Origin of the sequence: Streptomyces sp. NPDC047002, from assembly GCF_040704505.1 — a bacterium.
Lineage (GTDB): Bacteria > Actinomycetota > Actinomycetes > Streptomycetales > Streptomycetaceae > Streptomyces.
Window position 1 is genome coordinate 435498 of sequence record NZ_JBEYWC010000001.1, and the last position, 18288, is coordinate 453785.

General features: G+C 75.2%; 11 protein-coding genes. 6 read left to right on the top strand and 5 right to left on the bottom strand.

The genetic code is table 11. From position 1 onward, the window contains the following. Positions 1-130: 130 nt before the first annotated feature. Entirely contained in the window at positions 131-2782 is a 2652-nt protein-coding gene (locus tag AB0910_RS02000; RefSeq protein WP_366742519.1) for an AAA family ATPase, read from the bottom strand. A gap of 180 nt (positions 2783-2962) precedes the next feature. Then, positions 2963-4267: a M14 family zinc carboxypeptidase gene (locus AB0910_RS02005; RefSeq protein WP_366742520.1), complete on the bottom strand. Its 1305-nt coding sequence runs from the start codon at positions 4265-4267 to the stop codon at positions 2963-2965. 454 nt (positions 4268-4721) lie between these two features. Here AB0910_RS02005 and AB0910_RS02010 point away from each other — a divergent pair, with 454 nt between their 5' ends. Next, positions 4722-6053 (top strand): enolase C-terminal domain-like protein, encoded by a 1332-nt coding sequence (locus tag AB0910_RS02010; protein WP_366742521.1) that lies wholly within the window; start codon positions 4722-4724, stop codon positions 6051-6053. A gap of 30 nt (positions 6054-6083) precedes the next feature. Here AB0910_RS02010 and AB0910_RS02015 read toward each other — a convergent pair whose 3' ends face one another. Continuing rightward, positions 6084-8996 (bottom strand): FAD-binding and (Fe-S)-binding domain-containing protein, encoded by a 2913-nt coding sequence (locus AB0910_RS02015; RefSeq protein WP_366742522.1) that lies wholly within the window; start codon positions 8994-8996, stop codon positions 6084-6086. A gap of 191 nt (positions 8997-9187) precedes the next feature. Here AB0910_RS02015 and pgm point away from each other — a divergent pair, with 191 nt between their 5' ends. Continuing rightward, entirely contained in the window at positions 9188-10828 is a 1641-nt protein-coding gene (pgm, locus tag AB0910_RS02020) for a phosphoglucomutase (alpha-D-glucose-1,6-bisphosphate-dependent) (protein WP_366742523.1), read from the top strand. 57 nt (positions 10829-10885) lie between these two features. Here the strand turns inward: pgm and AB0910_RS02025 are convergent, their stop codons facing one another. After that, the gene (locus AB0910_RS02025; protein ID WP_366742524.1) at positions 10886-13165 is read right to left on the bottom strand and encodes an FUSC family protein; all 2280 of its coding nucleotides are present in this window, start codon (positions 13163-13165) and stop codon (positions 10886-10888) included. A gap of 123 nt (positions 13166-13288) precedes the next feature. Between AB0910_RS02025 and AB0910_RS02030 the strand changes: the two genes are divergently transcribed. Beyond that, entirely contained in the window at positions 13289-13795 is a 507-nt protein-coding gene (locus tag AB0910_RS02030) for a hypothetical protein (protein ID WP_366742525.1), read from the top strand. Between the two features lie 41 nt (positions 13796-13836). On the opposite strand, the gene AB0910_RS02035 is transcribed toward AB0910_RS02030, so the two are convergent. After that, a complete protein-coding gene (locus tag AB0910_RS02035) occupies positions 13837-14508 on the bottom strand; it encodes an XRE family transcriptional regulator (RefSeq protein WP_366742526.1) in 672 nt (223 codons plus the stop codon). Between the two features lie 147 nt (positions 14509-14655). Here AB0910_RS02035 and AB0910_RS02040 point away from each other — a divergent pair, with 147 nt between their 5' ends. The 3 genes from AB0910_RS02040 to AB0910_RS02050 all read left to right on the top strand — a co-directional run bounded on the left by AB0910_RS02040 (position 14656) and on the right by AB0910_RS02050 (position 18267). Continuing rightward, positions 14656-16299, top strand: coding sequence for an FAD-dependent oxidoreductase (locus AB0910_RS02040; protein ID WP_366742527.1), 1644 nt, complete (start codon positions 14656-14658; stop codon positions 16297-16299). 106 nt (positions 16300-16405) lie between these two features. Further along, positions 16406-17464, top strand: a complete 1059-nt coding sequence (locus AB0910_RS02045; RefSeq protein ID WP_366742528.1) for a Dyp-type peroxidase — start codon at positions 16406-16408, stop codon at positions 17462-17464. Then, positions 17461-18267 (top strand): family 1 encapsulin nanocompartment shell protein, encoded by an 807-nt coding sequence (locus AB0910_RS02050; protein ID WP_366742529.1) that lies wholly within the window; start codon positions 17461-17463, stop codon positions 18265-18267. The genes AB0910_RS02045 and AB0910_RS02050 overlap by 4 nt, the downstream gene beginning before the upstream one ends. The last annotated feature ends 21 nt before the right edge of the window (positions 18268-18288 follow it).

Consider the following 18288-nt stretch of genomic DNA (forward strand, 5'->3'; position numbering starts at 1 on the left):
ACGGCCGCGGGGGTCGTCGGATGGCGCGGGCACGGTACGAGAATACGGGGATGCGGGGATACGCAGGCACCGGCTGTGGAGGGACGGGAATACGGGACAGGGCTGCGGGGCGGGGTCGCGGGAGGGCGGGTCAGGACCGGGGTCTGCCGGAGGCCGCCGTGCCGGCGCCGCGCGCGAGCAGCCCGTCGGCGCCGCACAGCTCGGCGAGTTCGACGCCCGCGTCCACGTCCGCGGCCGACCCCGAGGCGATGCCGTACTCGATGTGCGCCCGGGCGCGCAGGTCGGCGCACGGGGAGCCCTCCAGGTGCGCGACGGCCCGTTGGAGCAGCACGGCGCGCGCCGCGCCCTCGCCGAGCAACGCCTGGCACAGCAGGACGGAACCGACCGCGGTGCGGGTGCCGAACCGCTCGGCCTCGCGCAGGGCGCGGGCGGCCAGCGCGGCGGCGCGCCGCGGCTCGGTGCCGGCGAGAGCCTCAGCCAGGTCGAGCGCCCAGGGCCCGGTGACGACGTTGTGCCGCCCGCGCGCGGTGAGCGCCCGGCCTGCGGCGGTCAGTTCGGTGACGGCGTCGCCGGTGCGGCCGAGGGCGAGCAGCAGCCGGCCGCGTACGCAGGCGGCGTCGGGCAGGATCATCGTGCTCGGGTAGGGCCGCGCGAAGCCGTACCGGTCGGCGCAGTCCGCCGCACGCTCCACGTGGCCGCGGGCGAGCAGGGTGTCGATGAGCGCGCTGACGGCCTGCCACTGCACGGGCAGGCCGGGCCCGACGCCCTCGGCGAGGCGCACGGCCTCCCACAGGTACGCCTCGGCCTCCGCGAGCCGCCCGCGCCTGCGGTGCACGTACCCCGTCATGGCGTGCGCGAAGGCCAGGTGGCCGCCGCTCCAGCCGGAGCGGTCGAACGCGTGCAGCGCCTCGGTGAACAGGGCCTCGGCGCGGTCGAGCCGGTCCGTGACGGCGTAGGCGAGGCCCAGCACGCCGGGCACTTCGAAGCTCCACTCGGTGTCGGTCCACCGCATGCCGGGCGCGAGGCGGCCGTCCGGCAGGGCGCGCTCCGCCGTGGCCACCACGCGCGCGGCGCTCTCGCCGCGCAGGGCGCCGTCGAAGGCCCGCAGGGCGAGCAGCACCCGTTCGGTGCCGTCGGCGCCGGTGAGCCCGTCGGCGGCCTCGACGAGCCGACGGGAGCGCCTGACCCCGTCGGCCTCCGCGTCCCTGACGCCCTCCCAGAGGAAGCGGGCCGCGGTCAGCCGCTCCTTGAAGGGACCCGGCAGGCAGACCTCGGCCTCGGCGGCGACGACCCGGGCGGCCTCGGCGCTCTGGTCGTTGTGGGCCAGTGCCTGCGCGAGCCGCAGCACGGCGTCGACCCGGTGCACGCCCGCGAGTCCCGGCAGGTCGAGGGCGTCGCGCAGGTGGGAGACGGTGGTCGCGGGCGCGGTCAGCAGCCAGGCGCAGCCGAGCTCGTAGAGGACCTCGGCGCGCTCGGCGGGCGGCGGCGGTTCTTCGAGGGCGCGTTCGAGGCAGCGCCTGGCCGCGGCGGGCGCGCCGACCGCGAGGTGCCCGGCCGCCGCCTCGCGCAGCTGCTTGACGAGTTCGGGGTCGCCGTCCGGGTGCACTTCGAGCAGGTGCGGCGCCGCGGCGGCCGCTCCCCCGCCGCCCCTGGCCAGCGTCCACGCGGCGCGGCCGTGCAGGGCGGTGCGGGTGGCCGGCGGGATCGAGTCGTACACGGCGCTCGCGATGAGCGGGTGCACGAACTCCAGCGGGTCGGTGCCGACGAGTATGCGGGCGGTCCGCAGCCGCTCGGCGCACTCCTCGGCCTCGGCGCGGCCCATGCCGGCCAGGGTGCGCGCGGTGCCGAGCGGGATGCCGGTGCCGAGGACGGCGGCGGCGCGGGCGAACTGGATGGTGGCGGTGCCGAGTTCGGCGAGCCGCCGGACCAGGCCCGTGCCGCGGGTGGAGGCGGCGAGGTCGTGCAGCGCGGCGGCCGACCCGCCGACCGGGTCGAGGCTGCTGTCCCTGACCCGGGCCAGCAGCTCCACGGTCTCGTACGCGTTGCCGCTGGTGACCCCCCACACCTCGCGGCAGAACTCCGGGTCGGCGCGCGGGCCGAGGACCGTACGGGCGAGCTGTCCCGTGGCGTCGGTGGTGAGGGCCCCGAGGGTGGTGCGGAGCCTGGCGCCCTGCCCGATCGACTCCAGCAGGTCGGCGGCGACGCCGGTCTCGCCGCCCGTGCGGTAGGCGACGACCAGCAGGACCGGCAGTCCCGGGCCCGGCCGGTGCGCGAAGGAGGCCAGCCAGGACAGCGTCTCCAGGTCGGCCCACTGCGCGTCGTCGACGAGGAGGACCAGCGGGCCGTAGGCGTCGGCGAGTTCCGCCGCCAGGACGTCGAGTCCTTCCCTGACGCCCTGCGGGTCGCCGTACGGGGCGCCGGGCGGGGCGACGCCGAGGGCGGGGCCCGCGATCGGGTACCAGTCGCCGAGGAGTTCGCCGGGGCCCGCGGTGAGCGCGGGCTGCAGGAGCTGGCGCGCCACGTGGAAGGGCACGGAGGAGAGCGTCTCGCCGCCGCGCGCCGACCACACCACGCACCGGTCGGCGGCGATCTCGCGGACCCGGGCGAGCAGGGCGGTCTTGCCGAGCCCTGCCGCGCCCCGGTAGACGAGCACGCCGCCGGTGGGGCCCGTGCCTGGCGAGGCGTCGCCGCACAGCGCCCGTACGGCCTGGGTGGCTGCGGCGAGTTCCGACTCGCGTTCCAGCAGGGGGAGGTCGTGCGGGAGGCCGGGCCTGAGGTCCATCCGTCAGCTCCCTTCTCGCACGTGCGGCACACGCTTCTCGGACGTGAGGAGTCGAGGGTAGCCGCGGGGCGCGGCGCCGGGGCAGGGATCCGGCTCGATTTCCCGGTTTCGCGGCGGGTCGCCCGCGGCGCGGGCCGAAAGGGAGTACTCTGCCCCGCCGCGCGGCCCGCCAGGCCCGCCTCAGGCGGGCGCCGTGGCCGCGCCCGGGGCGCGGGCGCCCTCCGTGAGCAGCCCGAAGGCCGCCCGTACGACCTGGAACTGATGCTCCACCTGGTCCGCCACCGGGACCCAGCGGGGCCGGCAGCGCCGCTCGAACACGGCGCAGCGCGCGGTGAGGAACCGGTCGAGCGCGTCCCGCACGTCGTGGGCGGCGGGGCCGCAGCCCTCGGCCGTCTGGTAGAGCATGCCGGCGGTGCGCAGCACGAGGCGGCGGGCCGCGATGGTGAGCGCGAGCACCTGGGCCCTGTTGAGCCCGGAGAGACCGCCGGGGAAGCCGGCGAACGACTCGGGGTCCCACTCGGCGACGAGGGCGGGGCAGCTGCGGCGGAAGTCGTCCACGGTCCGCAGCAGCGGCGCCACGTGCACCGGCACGCGGGGCCTGATGCGGTCGGCGAGCCCGGCGAGGAACTCGGCGTCGCGCTCGGTGAGGCGGCCGATGCCGGTGACGGCGCCGCGCGGGTCGGGGTGCGGGGAGGCGTCGGCCATCTCGTCCGCTGCCCACATGGGGGCCTCGACGATGGCGGTCGTGGTGCCGTAGCGGTACGGGTGGTACCAGGTGGAGGCGTGGCTCGGGGAGAGCGATCCGGTGAACTGGTCGCGCCGCGACGGTGGCGGCATGTCGAAGACGGCGGTGCCTGGGCCGGTGCAGAAGAACGCGTCGAACGGCGAGAGCTCCAGCGGGATGCCCCGGTCGGCGGCCGAGCGCGCGAGGGCGTCGGCGACGCCGGGCAGCGGCCGGGTCAGCTGGACGAAGCTGCCGCCGATGTCGACGCCGTGCAGGGAGAACTGGACGAAGGGCCGCAGTTCGTCCTGGAGGTCGACGAGCGCCCGGGTCTCGGGGAGGAGTTCGGCGCGTGAGCGTGCGTGCAGCCACTCGGGCTGCTCGGGGAAGCTGGGCCTGAACATGCGCCGGAAGTGGTGCCCGAGGGTCATCGGACCGCTCAGCCAGCGCTCGTTGCGGCGTGCGCCGTCCGGGTCGAGGCAGATCAGCAGGTGCCAGGCGGCGGCACCCGGGCCGTCGTCCGGCCCCGCGGCCAGCAGGTGTTCGGCGAGGCGGAGCGCGGTGGCACCGCCGACGGGCTCGTTGGCGTGCGGTCCTGCGACGACGAGGACGTCGCGCTCGCCACGGCCGACGGTGAGCAGGGTCAGCGGTTCGCCGCCGCGGGAGCGTCCGATGCGCCGCAGCGCGGCGCGCCCGGGATGCGCGGCGGCCAGCGCTCCGGCTCGTGCGGTCAGTTCACCGACGGTGGGGTAGCGCGGCGGCACAGCCTTCCGATCTGTCTGTGGTGTGTCGTTTTCCGTTTTCCGTCTTCTGTTCCGGCATCCTCGGCGCGCGGGCGCTCCGGTGTTCCGGCGTCGCGGTGGTCCGTGTGCGCGACCCCCGGCCGGCAGCGCACCGTGCGATAGTCAGTCACTTCGAGGTACGGCGTCAACACTCGCCGTCACACACCCCGCCCGGCTTTGCGATCCCTTGGGACATGGGCCCGGCGGGCGCGGCCCCGGCGCGGGCGGTCCACCGCCCGGCATCCTCCGGCATACATCCCATGACTACCCCTGATACTCCCTGGATCCCTGCGGTACGGAACAGTTCCGTCCCGTTCAGCGGTGGGTACATACATCCCACCTGTCGCTAGACATTGGATGTATACCGACCTAGGGTGGCCACGGCCGAGGGGGCCGCCACGGAACCGCGCGCCTCCGCCCCGTCTGGAGTGTCGCCATGCCGCCTGTACCGCCGTCCGCCGCACGCGTCACGGAGCTGTCCGTGCTGGACATCAGGTTCCCCACCTCCGAGCAGCTGGACGGCTCGGATGCCATGAACCCGGAGCCCGACTACTCGGCCGCTTACGTCGTGCTGCGCACCGACGCACCCGGGGGACTGGAAGGGCACGCGCTCGCCTTCACCATCGGACGCGGCAACGACGTGCAGGCCAAGGCGGTCGAGGCGCTCGCGCCGCACGTGGTGGGGCGCTCCGTCGAGGAGCTGTGCGGTGACCTCGGAGGCCTCTCCCGCGACCTGGTGCACGACTCGCAGCTGCGCTGGCTCGGCCCGGAGAAGGGCGTGATGCACATGGCCGTCGGCGCCGTGGTGAACGCCGCCTGGGACCTCGCCGCCCGCAGGGCGGGCGAGCCGCTGTGGCGGCTGCTGGCCGGGATGTCCCCCGAGGACCTGGTCGACCTGGTGGACTTCCGCTACCTCAGCGACGCGCTCACCCGGGAGGAGGCCCTGGGGATCCTGCGCGCCGCCGCCCCCGGCCGCGCCGAGCGCACCGCGCGGCTGCTGGAGCGCGGCTACCCCGCCTACACCACGACGCCCGGCTGGCTCGGCTACTCGGACGAGAAGCTGGCGCGGCTCGCGCGGGAGGCCGTCGCGGACGGCTTCACCCAGATCAAGCTGAAGGTGGGCGGCTCGGTCGAGGACGACGTGCGCCGGATGCGGGTCGCGCGGGAGGCCGTCGGGGACGGCGTCCGGATCGCCGTCGACGCCAACCAGCGCTGGGACGTGGGCCCCGCGGTGGAGTGGCTGCGCAGGCTCGCGCCGTACGAGCCGTACTGGATCGAGGAGCCCACCTCGCCCGACGACGTGCTGGGCCACGCGGCCGTGCGGCGCGGGGTCGCGCCGGTCAAGGTGGCGACCGGCGAGCACGTCGCCAACAGGGTCGTCTTCAAGCAGCTGCTGCAGGCGGGCGCGGTCGACGTGGTGCAGATCGACGCGGCGCGGGTGGGCGGTGTGAACGAGAACATCGCGATCCTGCTGCTCGCCGCGAAGGCCGGTGTGCCGGTGTGCCCGCACGCGGGCGGCGTGGGGCTGTGCGAGATGGTGCAGCACCTGTCCATGTTCGACTACGTCGCCGTCTCCGGCACGACGCAGGACCGGGTCATCGAGTACGTGGACCATCTGCACGAGCACTTCACCGACCCGGTGCGGATCGTGGACGGGCACTACGCGGCGCCCACGGCCCCGGGGGCGGGCGCGCGGATGCGCGACGAGGCGCTCGAGGAGTTCCGCTACCCGGACGGGCCCGTGTGGGCCGCGCGCGGGCGCGCCTGACGCCTCCCCGCGCCGCGTGACATACCCCGGCTACCCGGGCGCTGTGTCCGTCAGCCGGTCGGCGAGCAGCTCCGCGAGGTGGGTCCCCCTCCGGTGAGCGAGGTGGTCGAGCTGGGTACGGCAGGAGAAGCCGTCGGCCAGCACCACGGCGTCCGCGCCGGCCGCGCGCACCGCGGGCAGCAGCGCCGTCTCCGCGACCGCCACCGACACGTCGTAGTGCCCCTTCTCCACGCCGAAGTTGCCGGCGAGGCCGCAGCAGCCGCCGACCGCGTCGACGTCGGCGCCCGCGGTACGCAGCAGCTCCCCGTCCGCGTCCCAGCCGAGGACGGCGTGCTGGTGGCAGTGCGGCTGGGCCACGCCGCGCACCCCGGTGAGGTCGGGCGGCGACCAGCCGGGGGTGCCGGCGAGGAGTTCCGCGAGGGTGCGGGTGGCGGCGGCCGTGCGCACGGCGCGCGGGTCCTGTGGCAGCAGAGCGGTGAGGTCGCCGCGCAGGACGGCCGTGCAGGAGGGTTCGAGGCCCACGATCGGCGTCCCGGCCGCCAGTGACGGTTCGAGGGCCCGCAGAGTGCGGCGCAACTGCTTCTTGGCGCCGTCGAGTTGGCCGGTGCTGAGCCAGGTGAGGCCGCAGCAGACCGGCCCGTCGGGGACGCGTACGGAGTATCCGGCGGCCTCAAGGACGCGCACCGCGGCGCGCCCCACGTGCGGGCTGAAGTGATCGGTGAAGGTGTCGACCCAGAGGGTGAGGGGCTCACCGTGCGCAGGGGGGTGCGCGGCGAACCACGCCCTGAAGGTGCGCGCCGCGAAGCGCGGCAGCGGCCTGCGCGGGTCGACGCCGCCCGCGCGCTTGGCGAGCGCGGCAGCGGGACCTGCGCCCAGGAGGGCGTTCGCCAGGCGGGGCGCGTGCGCGGCGAGCCGCGCCCAGCGCGGCAGTTGGCCGAGCGCGTAGTGGGCGGCGGGGCGCGGCCTGCGGCGGTAGCGCTGGTGGAGGGCCTCCGCCTTGTACGTGGCCATGTCGACGCCGGCGGGGCAGTCGACGGCGCAGCCCTTGCAGGACAGGCACAGATCCAGGGATTCCGCGACCTCCTCGGAGCGCCATCCGCCGTGCACGAGGCGGCCGTTGGCGAGTTCTTGCAGGACGCGCGCCCGGCCCCTCGTAGAGTCCTTCTCGTCCCGGGTGGCGAGGAAGGAGGGGCACATCACCGCCCCGCCCCCGGTGGCGTCGGCGCGGCACCGGCCGATGCCGACGCAGCGGTGCACCGCGGTGGTGAAGTCGCCGCCGTCGTCCGGGTAGGCGAAGGCGAGGCGGCGCGGCGACGCGGTGGCGGCGGGCACCCTGAGGTCGGCGTCGAGGGGCCTCGGCCGCACGATGACCCCGGGGTTGAGCAGGTCGTCCGGGTCGAAGAGGTGCTTGACCGCGGCGAGGGCGGCGAGCGCTCCCGGCCCGTACATGCGGCCGAGCAGTTCGCCGCGGGCGCGGCCGTCGCCGTGCTCGCCCGACATCGACCCGCCGTGGGCGCCCGCGAGTTCCGCCGCCTCGGTGACGAACGCGCGCAGAACCGCGGGGCGTTCGGCGAGCGGGAAGTCGATGCGCACGTGCAGGCAGCCGTCGCCGAAGTGCCCGTACATCAGTCCGTCGAGGCCGTGCCGGGCGAGCAGCGCGGTGAAGTCGCGCACGTAGGCACCGAAGTGCTCGGGCGGGACCGCGGAGTCCTCCCAGCCGGGCCAGGCGGGGGCGCCCGCAGGGGTGCGGCCGCCGAGCCCCGCCCCGTCCTCCCTGATGTGCCACAGGGCGCGGGCCGCGGGCCCCCGGACGACGGCGGAGTCGAGGCAGCCGGAGGCGGCGGCGAGGCGCCTGGCGGCGTCCTCCGCCTCCGCCGCCGTGTCGCCCGCGGTCTCCGCGAACAGCCAGCCGTCACCGCGCGGCAGCACGTCGGGCACGGCGGCCGCGCCGCGCCGTGCCCGTACGACGTCGACGAGGCGGGCGTTCATGCCTTCGAGCGCCACCGGGCGGTGCGGCAGCAGCGCGGGCGCGGCATCGGCTGCCTCGGCCATGCCCGGGTAGCCGAGGACGGCGAGCGCCGTGTGCCGGGGCGCCCCGACCAGAAAGACGGTGGCGCCGAGCAGCACGCCGAGGGTGCCCTCGGTGCCGACGAGGAACTTTGCCACGTCGCCGCCGTTCTCCGGCAGCAGGTGTTCGAGCCCGTAGCCGGAGACCTGGCGGCGGAAGCGGCCGAACTCGGTGCGGATCAGCGCGAGCCGGTCGCGCACCAGGGCGTCGAGGCCGGCGAGCAGCTCGGCCGCGCGGCCGGTTTCGCGGCCCGGGGTGCCGAGCCCCGCGCGGGCCGTGAAGCGCACCCCCGAGCCGGTGAGCACGTCGAGGCCGACGACATTGTCCGCGGTCCTGCCGTAGGCGAGGGCACGGGAGCCGCAGGCGTTGTTGCCGAGCGCGCCGCCGATGGTGGCGCGCGCATGGGTGGAGGGGTCGGGGCCGAAGCGCAGGCCGTACGGGGCGGCGGCCGCGGTGATCGCGTCGAGGACGGCGCCCGGCTCGACGACCGCGGTGCGGGCGTCGGGGTCGACGGCGAGCACGCGGTGCAGATGGCGGGAGAAGTCGAGGACGGCGCCCGTGCCGACCGCGTTGCCCGCGATGGAGGTGCCGGCGCCGCGCGCCGTCAGCGGCACGCCGAGGTCCCTGCACACCTCCAGGGCGGCCGCAGCCTCGTCGGCGTGGCGGGGGAAGGCGACCACGGTGGGCACGACCCGGTAGTTGGACGCGTCCGACGCGTACTCGGCGCGGCGCCTCGACGAGGTGTCCACCTCGGCGACACCGGCGCGGCGCAGGGCTGCGGCGAGGGCCTCGGGGCCCGGGCCCGCGCCCTCGTGCGGGCCGGCCGCGCGGCGGCGCGGCGCGTCGGGGTACGGGCGGTCGGGGTGCGTGGTCACAGGCGTCCTCCCACCTCTTCCGTTCTTCCGTACCCGTGTCGCGGGCCGTCAGCCACGTCTTTCCACAGGGATTCATCACACTGTCCGACCGGCGGGCCCTGCCTGTGGACAACCGCGCGCCGAGCCGCGTGCGGATTGAGAGGATGGGGCAGGAGATCGATCGCGCGACGACCGACACGGAGGAGTGGCAGATGGCACACGAGCGAGCGGGCAGGCCGGCAGGTCCCGAGGACCTCACGGACGTGGCCCGGCTGGTGACCGCGTACTACGCGCTGCACCCCGACCCGAGCGAGGTGGACCAGCGCGTCGCGTTCGGCACGTCGGGCCACCGCGGCTCGTCGCTCGCGACCGCGTTCAACGAGGACCACATCGCGGCCACCAGCCAGGCCATCTGCGAGTACCGGGCCCGGCAGGGCACCGAGGGGCCGCTGTTCCTCGGCGCCGACACCCACGCCCTCTCGGAGCCGGCCAAGGTGACGGCGGCGGAGGTCTTCGCGGCCAACGGCGTGCGGCTGCTGCTCGACGCCGCGGACGGGTACACCCCCACGCCCGCGGTGTCGCACGCGATCCTGGCGTACAACCGGGGCAGGCCCTCCTCGCCCGCCGACGGCGTGGTGGTCACGCCGTCGCACAACCCGCCGGCGGACGGCGGCTTCAAGTACAACCCGCCGAGCGGCGGGCCGGCGGGCTCGGCGGCGACGGGCTGGATCCAGGACCGGGCCAACGAGATCATCGCCGCGGGCCTGAAGGACGTGCGCCGCGTGCCGTACACCCGGGCGCTCGCCGCGGACACCACGGAGAAGTACGACTTCCTCGGCACCTATGTCGCCGACCTGCCCTCCGTCCTCGACCTGGACGCCGTGCGCGCGGCGGGCGTGCGGATCGGGGCGGACCCGCTGGGCGGCGCCTCCGTGGCGTACTGGGGCCGGATCGCGGAGCAGCACGGGATCGACCTGACGGTCGTCAATCCGCTGACGGACCCGACCTGGCGGTTCATGACGCTGGACTGGGACGGGAAGATCCGCATGGACTGCTCGTCGCCGTACGCGATGGCGTCCCTGATCGGGCAGCGCGACCGGTTCCAGATCGCCACGGGCAACGACGCGGACTCCGACCGGCACGGCATCGTCACGCCCGACGCGGGCCTCATGAACCCGAACCACTACCTGGCGACGGCGATCCAGTACCTCTACGGGCACCGCGACGGCTGGCCGGAGGGCGTGGGGATCGGCAAGACCCTGGTGTCGTCCTCGATGATCGACAGGGTCGCCGCCGACCTCGGGCGGCGGCTCGTGGAGGTGCCGGTCGGCTTCAAGTGGTTCGTGGACGGTCTGGTGGACGGGTCGATCGGCTTCGGCGGCGAGGAGTCGGCGGGCGCCTCGTTCCTGCGCAGGGACGGCTCGGTGTGGACGACCGACAAGGACGGCATCATCCTCGCGCTGCTCGCCTCCGAGATCCTCGCGGTGACCGGCCGCACCCCGTCCGAGCACTACGCCGGGCTGACGGAGCGCTTCGGCTCCCCGGCGTACGCGCGGATCGACGCGCCCGCGACGCGTGAGGAGAAGGCCGTGCTCGCGAAGCTCTCCCCCGACCAGGTCGCGGCCGACCGGCTGGCCGGCGAGCCGGTGACGGGCGTGCTCACCGAGGCCCCTGGCAACGGGGCGGCGATCGGCGGCATCAAGGTCACCACGGAGTCCGCGTGGTTCGCGGCGCGGCCGTCCGGCACCGAGGACGTGTACAAGATCTACGCCGAGTCCTTCCAGGGCCCCGACCACCTGGCGCGGGTCCAGGAGGAGGCCAAGGGGGTGGTGGCGGCGGCGCTCGGCTCCTGAGAGGCGGGCCGCGGCGGGGCGGGCCGGCCGACGGGCGCGGGGCTGGCGCGGGCCGGGTCAGGCGGCCGTGCGGTGCGCCCGCCGGTCCTCGGGGGTCGCGACCGGCACCCCCAGCGGGCGGGCGAGTCCGACGACGCCCTCGTCGAGCCGCTGGAGGTGGCGCAGGACCCGGAAGGTGACCGTGCCGCTGCGCAGGGCGGCCGGGTCGGTCTCCTCCAGCATGGACGCGATGCTGGCGCCCGACTCGATCTCGCCCGCCGCTTCCTCGTCGGCGGCGCGGGCGGCGAGCACGGCGATGTTGTGGGCGATCCGGTCCCCGGCGCCGGCGAGCCGGGGGTCGGCGGCGATCCGCTTGCTGTAGGGGACGAGTTCGGCGGTCGCTGCGAGCGACCTGGCGTGGTAGGCGCAGCTCTCCAGCAGCGCCACCAGGTAGCGCACCGTCTGGCGGCGCTCCCGCAGCGGAGTGAAGGGGTGGGTGAGGGGCTGCACGGAGCGGCGCAGGTCGTCGAGGGCGGTGTCGAGGTCGCGCGCCATGTCGAGGAGGTCGGCGGTGGGCCCGCCGCTGAGCTGGCCGACGGCTGCGGAGGCGACCTCGCCGAGCCGCAGCAGGACGGTGTGCAGCAGCTGGTCGGTGCGCCGGTCGGTGTGGATGGGCAGGACGACGAGCGCGGCGACGATGCCGCACGCGGCGCCGAGGGCGGTCTCCTCGATCCGCAGGATCAGCACGGACACGCTGTAGGTGTGCAGCAGCGTGTAGAGCACGCCGAGCATGGAGGTGACGAAGAAGGACATCAGCGCGTAGCTGAGCGGCGCGGTGAAGAACATGCCGAAGATGCACAGCAGCACCAGGCCGAACGCGGTCCAGGTGTGGTTGCCCACGAGCCCCGCGAGCACGACACCGCAGATCACGCCGCACACGGTGCCGATGAGGCGGCGGTAGCCCTTGACCAGGATCTCGCCCGTCGACGAGGTGTTCAGGAAGACGACCCAGCAGGTCAGCACGGCCCAGTACCAGCGTTGGTCGGAGAGGAACTCGCCGCCGGTCATGGCCAGCACCGAGCCCACGGCCACCTGGAAGGCGGCCCGGGTGGAGCGCCGCTTCAGCCCGGTCTCCTCGCTCTCGTCGGCCGCGACCGCGCTGCCCGCCGAGACCTCCTCGGCCTCGAACTCCTCGCGGGACCTGGCCGTCTCCGCGGTGTCGTCGGACTCGTCGCCGGGACCGTCGAGGGCGAGCCGCAGGCCGAGCACGGCGCGGGTGGCCTCGCCGATCCCGCGGAAGACGTCCTGCACGGCGGCCGGGCCCTGCGGGAGGTTCTCCTCTTCGCGGTAGCCGAGGAGCCGGTTGCGTACCCGGGTGAGGGCGGTGCCGCGGTGTTCGGGTCCGAGCCGGGTGATCAGCAGGTGCAGCGCCTTGAGGTCGCGGCGCAGCAGCGCGGTGGTGTCGGCGCCGAGGCCGCCGGTGGCGGGCTGGGCGGGCACGGGGGCGTGCGGCAGGTGCAGGGTGAGGGTGTCGGCCCGCTCAGCGCTGCGGGCGTTGAGCAGCAGCACGCCGAGGCGCTCCGCGCTGATCTCGGCGTCGGCGATGCGGCGCTGGAGGACGTCGGCGGTGGCCGGGTCCTCGGGCGAGTCGCCGAGCCTGCCCTGGATCATCAGCGCCGCCTCGTGCAGCCGCGCGGTGTGCCGCCGCAGGTCGTCGAGGACCTTCTCCAGCTCGTCCGGCGTGGCGTCGAACATCTCGATCTGGATGGCGATGAGTTGGGACAGGCGGGCGCGGAAGGCGGTGCGCAGGCGGTTGAGGGTGCCCGCGGTGGTCTGCCGGAAGAGGAGGAAGCGGGAGACCGCGCTGCACGCGAAGGCGACGGCCAGGGCGAGCCAGAGCCCCGGCAGCGCGCCGAGGGTGGCGTGCACGAACAGCGACACGAAGTAGAACTGGAAGCCGAAGAGGCCGAGCGTGTAGCCGCGGTCGCCGAATCTGCGGGCGTAGACGGCGCCGAAGATCAGCGCGAGGAACACCAGGTCGCTCAGGATGATCCGGCCGCCGAGCAGGGCGCCGAGCGACACCGACACGAGCGCCATGAGCAGCCCGAGGCCGAGGGAGACGGCCTGCTTGCCCTGTTCCTTCTCGCGGATGGCGAAGGTGGCGACCATGGCGCCCATCGCGCCGGCCACCAGGTGGATCACGGGGGTGTGCAGCAGGAAGAGGACGCCGAGGGTGAGCACGATCGAGCCCACGGTGCGCAGCGCGGCCACCAGCCGGATGAGGCCGGGGTCGGAGGCGGAGAAGCGGTCCCAGAGCCGGCTCCTGGCCCGTCCCGAGGCCCCGCGCGTCGCTGGCATTCTCTTCCCGCACCTGCCTTCCGACCATGGTCAGAGTCGGTCCAAGCATCGCACGGCCGGCCTGCGGCCCTGCGGGCAGTCCCGCCCGCAGGGCCGCCGCGCGGCCCCGGCTAGCCTCGGCCCATGTCGAAACTGCTCCTGATCCTGCACATCCTGGCCGTGGTGGTCGGGCTCGGCCCCGTGATGGTCGCGTCGAGCATGTTCCCCTCGGTGCTGCGCCGCGCGCAGGCCGGCTCCGACCCGGCGGCGGCGCGGGGCGCGCTGGGCGTGCTCGGCCGGATCTGCCGGGTGTACGCGGCGGTGTCCGTCGCGGTGCCGGTCTTCGGATTCGGGCTCGCGAGCATGCACGGCGGCCTCGGGAGGCCGTGGCTTGTGGCGTCGATCGTGCTGACCGTGCTCGCGGCGGGTGTGCTGGTCTTCCTGCTGCCGGCGCAGCAGGGCGCGCTCGACGCGCTGGACGGCGGCGCAGCCCCCGGCGGGGCGGCGGCCGAGGGCGCGCTCGCGGGCCCGGCGGGCACGGCCACCGCGCCGGTCGCCGCCCCGGCGGCGCCCGGCAGGCTCGCGATGCTCGCGGGTGTCTTCAACCTGCTGTGGGTGGTCGTCGCGGTGCTGATGGTCTACCGCCCGTAGGCCGCGCGCCCGGTCGGCCGAGCGGGGCGAGCGGGGCACGGTCAGTCGCGCGCCGCGGGCCGGGCCCGCACGTGCATCCGCTCGCCCTGGGGACCGAAGATGGCGATGAACTCGACCGGCCGCTCCCCCGCGTTGGCGAGCCCGTGCGGGGTGCGGGTGTCGAACTCGGCGGCCTCGCCCGCGCCGAGCACCAGATCGTGCTCGCCCAGCGCGAGGCGCAGCCGTCCCGAGAGCACGTAGAGCCACTCGTAGCCCTCGTGGACCCGCTGCTCCAGCTTCCGGCCTCGCGCCTCCTCGGGGGCCGGCGGAATGATCTCCTTGTAGGCGAGGAGCCCGCCGATGTGGCGGGTCAGCGGCACGAAGGTGGTGCCGTGGCGGACGAACGGGCGGGGCCTGACGCGCGGGTCCTCGCTCCCCCGGGCGCCGACGAGTTCGTCGAGCGGCACCCCGTACACCTTGGAGAGCGGGAGCAGCAGCTCCAGGGTCGGCCGCCGCCCGCCGGACTCCAGCCGCGACAGCGTGCTCAGCGAGATGCCGGTGGCCTCGCTGACCGCGGCGAGCGTGGTGCCCTGCCGGTGCCGTACCTCGCGCAGGCGGGGCCCGACCGCGGTCAGCACCGCGGCGAGGCCGTCGCGTCCTGGGCCGCTGTCGGGCCCCGAGGAGCCGCCGGTGCCCGTCCCGTGCTCGATGCCGGTCTCGGTGTCGTGCGCCATGCCTCCATTTGCCGACTCGGCAACAGGGTTTGTCAAACGCGCGGGCCCCGCCGCACCCTCGGCCCCATCACGGCGCGGCCGTCAAAGGACCCGGCGGCACGCACGCGCCACGGAGGACACGGACGACACGGACGAAGGGAGCCGGACATGCCGGAAACCGGAGGACAGCGGGCAGGGGCAGGCGGCGGGCGGTACGACGCGGTCGTGGTCGGCGGCGGCGCCGCCGGGCTGGGCGGGGCGCTGGCGCTGGCGCGCGCCCGCCGCTCGGTGCTGGTGATCGACGGCGGCGAGCCACGCAACGCCCCCGCGGGCCACGTCCACGCCTATCCCGCCCGCGAGGGCACACCGCCGGCGGAGCTGCTGGCCGTGGGCCGCGCCGAGGTGGAGGGCTACGGCGCCACCGTCGTCGCCGGCACGGTCACGTCGGCCGAGCGGCTGCCCGCGGACGAGGGCGACGGCTTCGTCGTCGTACGGGACGACGGCACCCGCGTCGAGGCCCGCAGGCTGCTGGTGGCGACCGGGCTCGTGGACGAGCTGCCCCCGGTGCCCGGGCTCGCCGAGCGGTTCGGCCGCGACGTGCTGCACTGCCCGTACTGCCACGGCTGGGAGGTGCGGGACACCCCCGTCGGCATCCTCGCGACCGGCGCCCTCGCCGTGCACCAGGCGCTGCTGTGGCGGCAGTGGAGCGACGACGTGGCGGTGTTCGCGCACACCGCGCCGGAGTTCGGCGACGAGGCGTACGAGCAGCTGGCGGCGCGCGGGATCGCCGTCGTGGACGGCGAGGTGACCGGCGTCGAGATCGTGGCGGACCGGCTCACCGGCGTCAGGCTCGGCGACCGGGTCGTGCCGCGGAGCGCGCTGGTGGTCGCCCCGCGCTTCACCGCCCGCTCCACGCTGCTCGCCGGGCTCGGTCTCGCGGCGGCGGAGCAGGCCGTGGCGGGGGAGGTGGTGGGCACCTACGTGCCGTCCGACGCGACCGGCGCCACGGAGGTCCCAGGCGTGTGGGTCGCGGGCAACGTGACTTCGCTCGCCGAGCAGGTCGTCGGGGCGGCGGCCGCAGGGGTCAGGGCGGGTGCGGCGATCAACGCCGACCTGGTCGCGGCGGACACGGCGGCGGCGGTCGCCGCGCGGCGCGCGGCGGGCGCCCCCGTGGCCGGGGCGCACGGCGGCCCTGTGGACCTGCGGGAGCACTGGGAGGCGCGGTACGCGCAGAGCGACCGGATCTGGAGCGGTGAGCCCAACGCCGAGCTGGTGCGGGAGGTTTCCGGGCTGCCGGCGGGCCGCGCACTCGACCTGGCGTGCGGCGAGGGCGGCGACGCCGTGTGGCTCGCGGGCCGCGGCTGGCGGGTCACCGCGGCCGACATCTCGCGCCTCGCGCTCGAACGCGCGGAGCGGCACGGCGTGGAGGCCGGGGTCGGCGACCTGATCGACTGGCAGTGGCACGACCTGGGCACCACCTTCCCCGAGGGCGCGTTCGACCTGGTGTCGGCGCAGTTCCTGCACTCGGAGGGCGACCTGCCGCGCGAGGAGATCCTGCGGCGGGCCGCGGCCGCCGTCGCGCCGGGCGGGGTGCTGCTGATCACCGGTCACTCGGGCGGGGCGCCCTGGGAGCACGGCCATGCGGGAGTCGTCCTGCCGTCCCCCGCCGAGGTCCTCGCCGAGCTGCGGCTCGAAGAGGGCGCCTGGAAGGTGGAGCGCTGCGAGGAGCACGAGCGGGTCCAGACCGCGCCCGACGGCACGCGGGTGACCAGGACCGACAACACGGTACGGGTGCGGCGCGTCACCAAGTGACGGACCGTACGGGCGCGGGTCATAGGATGCGGCCGGGCTCGGCACACGCGTGACGCGCTCGCGGGCGGGGCAGACGCCCCGGGCACGAGGAGAACGGGAGAGCGGATTGACGGTCGAACCATCCGGAGCACCGGAGCCCCAGCCGGTGCTCAGTCCGCTCACGACGGCGGCGATCTTTCTGGTCGTGACGGTCGACGAGGGCGGCGAACAGCCGGTGCGCGACCTCCTCGCCGATCTGCCGGGCCTCCAGCGCGCGTACGGCTTCGGCGCGCCGGACGGCGCGCTCAGCTGCGTGGTGAGCGTCGGCTCCGAGGTGTGGGGGCGGCTGTTCGACGGGCCGCGCCCGGCGGAGCTGCACCCGTTCAGGGAGCTGGCAGGGCCGCGGCACCGCGCCGTCGCCACCCCCGGGGACCTGCTCTTCCACCTCAGGGCGACCCGGCAGGACCTCTGCTTCGGCCTCGCCTCCGAGATCATGGACAGGCTGCGCGCGTACGTGACGGTCGTGGACGAGGTCCAGGGGTTCAAGTACCTGGACGTCCGCGACCTGATGGGGTTCGTGGACGGCACGGAGAACCCGCAGGGCCCGGCGGCTCGGACCGCCGTCCTGGTCGAGGACGAGGACCCGGAGTTCGCCGGCGGCAGCTATGTGATCGTGCAGAAGTACCTGCACGACCTCCAGGCGTGGAACGCCCTGCCGGTGGAGGCGCAGGAGAAGGTCATCGGGCGCCGCAAGCTCACCAACGTCGAGCTGGACGAGCCCGCTTCGCACGTGGCGCTGAACACGGTGGAGGGACCGGACGGCGAGGAGTTGCAGATCCTCCGGGACAACATGCCGTTCGGCAGCCCGGGGCACGGCGAGTTCGGCACGTACTTCATCGGGTACAGCCGCACGCCCGACGTCACCGAGCAGATGCTGCGCAACATGTTCCTCGGCACGGCCGCCGCGACGCACGACCGCATCCTCGACTTCTCCACCGCGGTCACGGGCACGCTGTTCTTCACGCCGTCCGCGGACTTCCTCGACGACCTGCCCGAGCCGCCGCCGGCCGCGGCCGACGAGCGTCCCGTACCACCCGTACCGCACACCAGGACCGAGGGTCCTGACGGCGCCCGTGCCGACGGCAGTCTGGGCATCGGAGACCTGAACAGGAGCACAGCCAAGTGAACAATCTGCACCGCGAACTGGCCCCCGTCTCCGCAGCGGCCTGGGCCGACCTGGAGGAGGAGGCGCGGCGTACGTTCAAGCGCCATGTGGCGGCCCGCCGCCTGGTGGACGTGCCGGAGCCCGCGGGTTCCGGGTTCGCCGCCGTGCCGACCGGGCACCTGCGGGGCGTCGAGGCGCCGGCCGACGGCGTACGGGCGCACCTGCGCGAAGCGCAGCCGCTGGTCGAGCTGCGGGTGCCGTTCACGGTCTCGCGCGAGCAGGTCGACATCGTGGAGCGCGGCGCCAAGGACGCGGACTGGGACCCGGTGAAGGACGCGGCGCGCAAGCTGGCGTTCGCCGAGGACCGCGCGGTCTTCGAGGGGTACGCGGCGGCCGGGATCGAGGGCATCAGGGCGAGTTCCTCCAACCGCTCGTTCACGCTCCCCGCCGATGTGCGCGAGTACCCGAACGCGGTCAGCCAGGCCATCTCCGAGCTGCGGCTCGCCGGGGTGGACGGGCCGTACTCGCTGGCGCTGAGCGCGGACGCGTACACCGAGGTCAGCGAGACCTCGGACCACGGCTACCCGATCCACGAGCACCTGGCGCGGCTGCTGAGCGGGGACATCGTCTGGGCGCCCGCGATCGACGGGGCGTTCCTGCTGGCCACTCGGGGAGGCGACTTCGAGCTGCGGATCGGCCAGGACGTGTCGATCGGCTATCTGAGCCACGACGCGACCAGCGTCGAGCTGTACTTCCAGGAGTCCTTCACGTTCCTGACGTACACGTCGGAGGCGGTCGTGGCGCTGGCGCCGCACCGCGGCTGAGGCACCGCGCGAGGGGCGGGG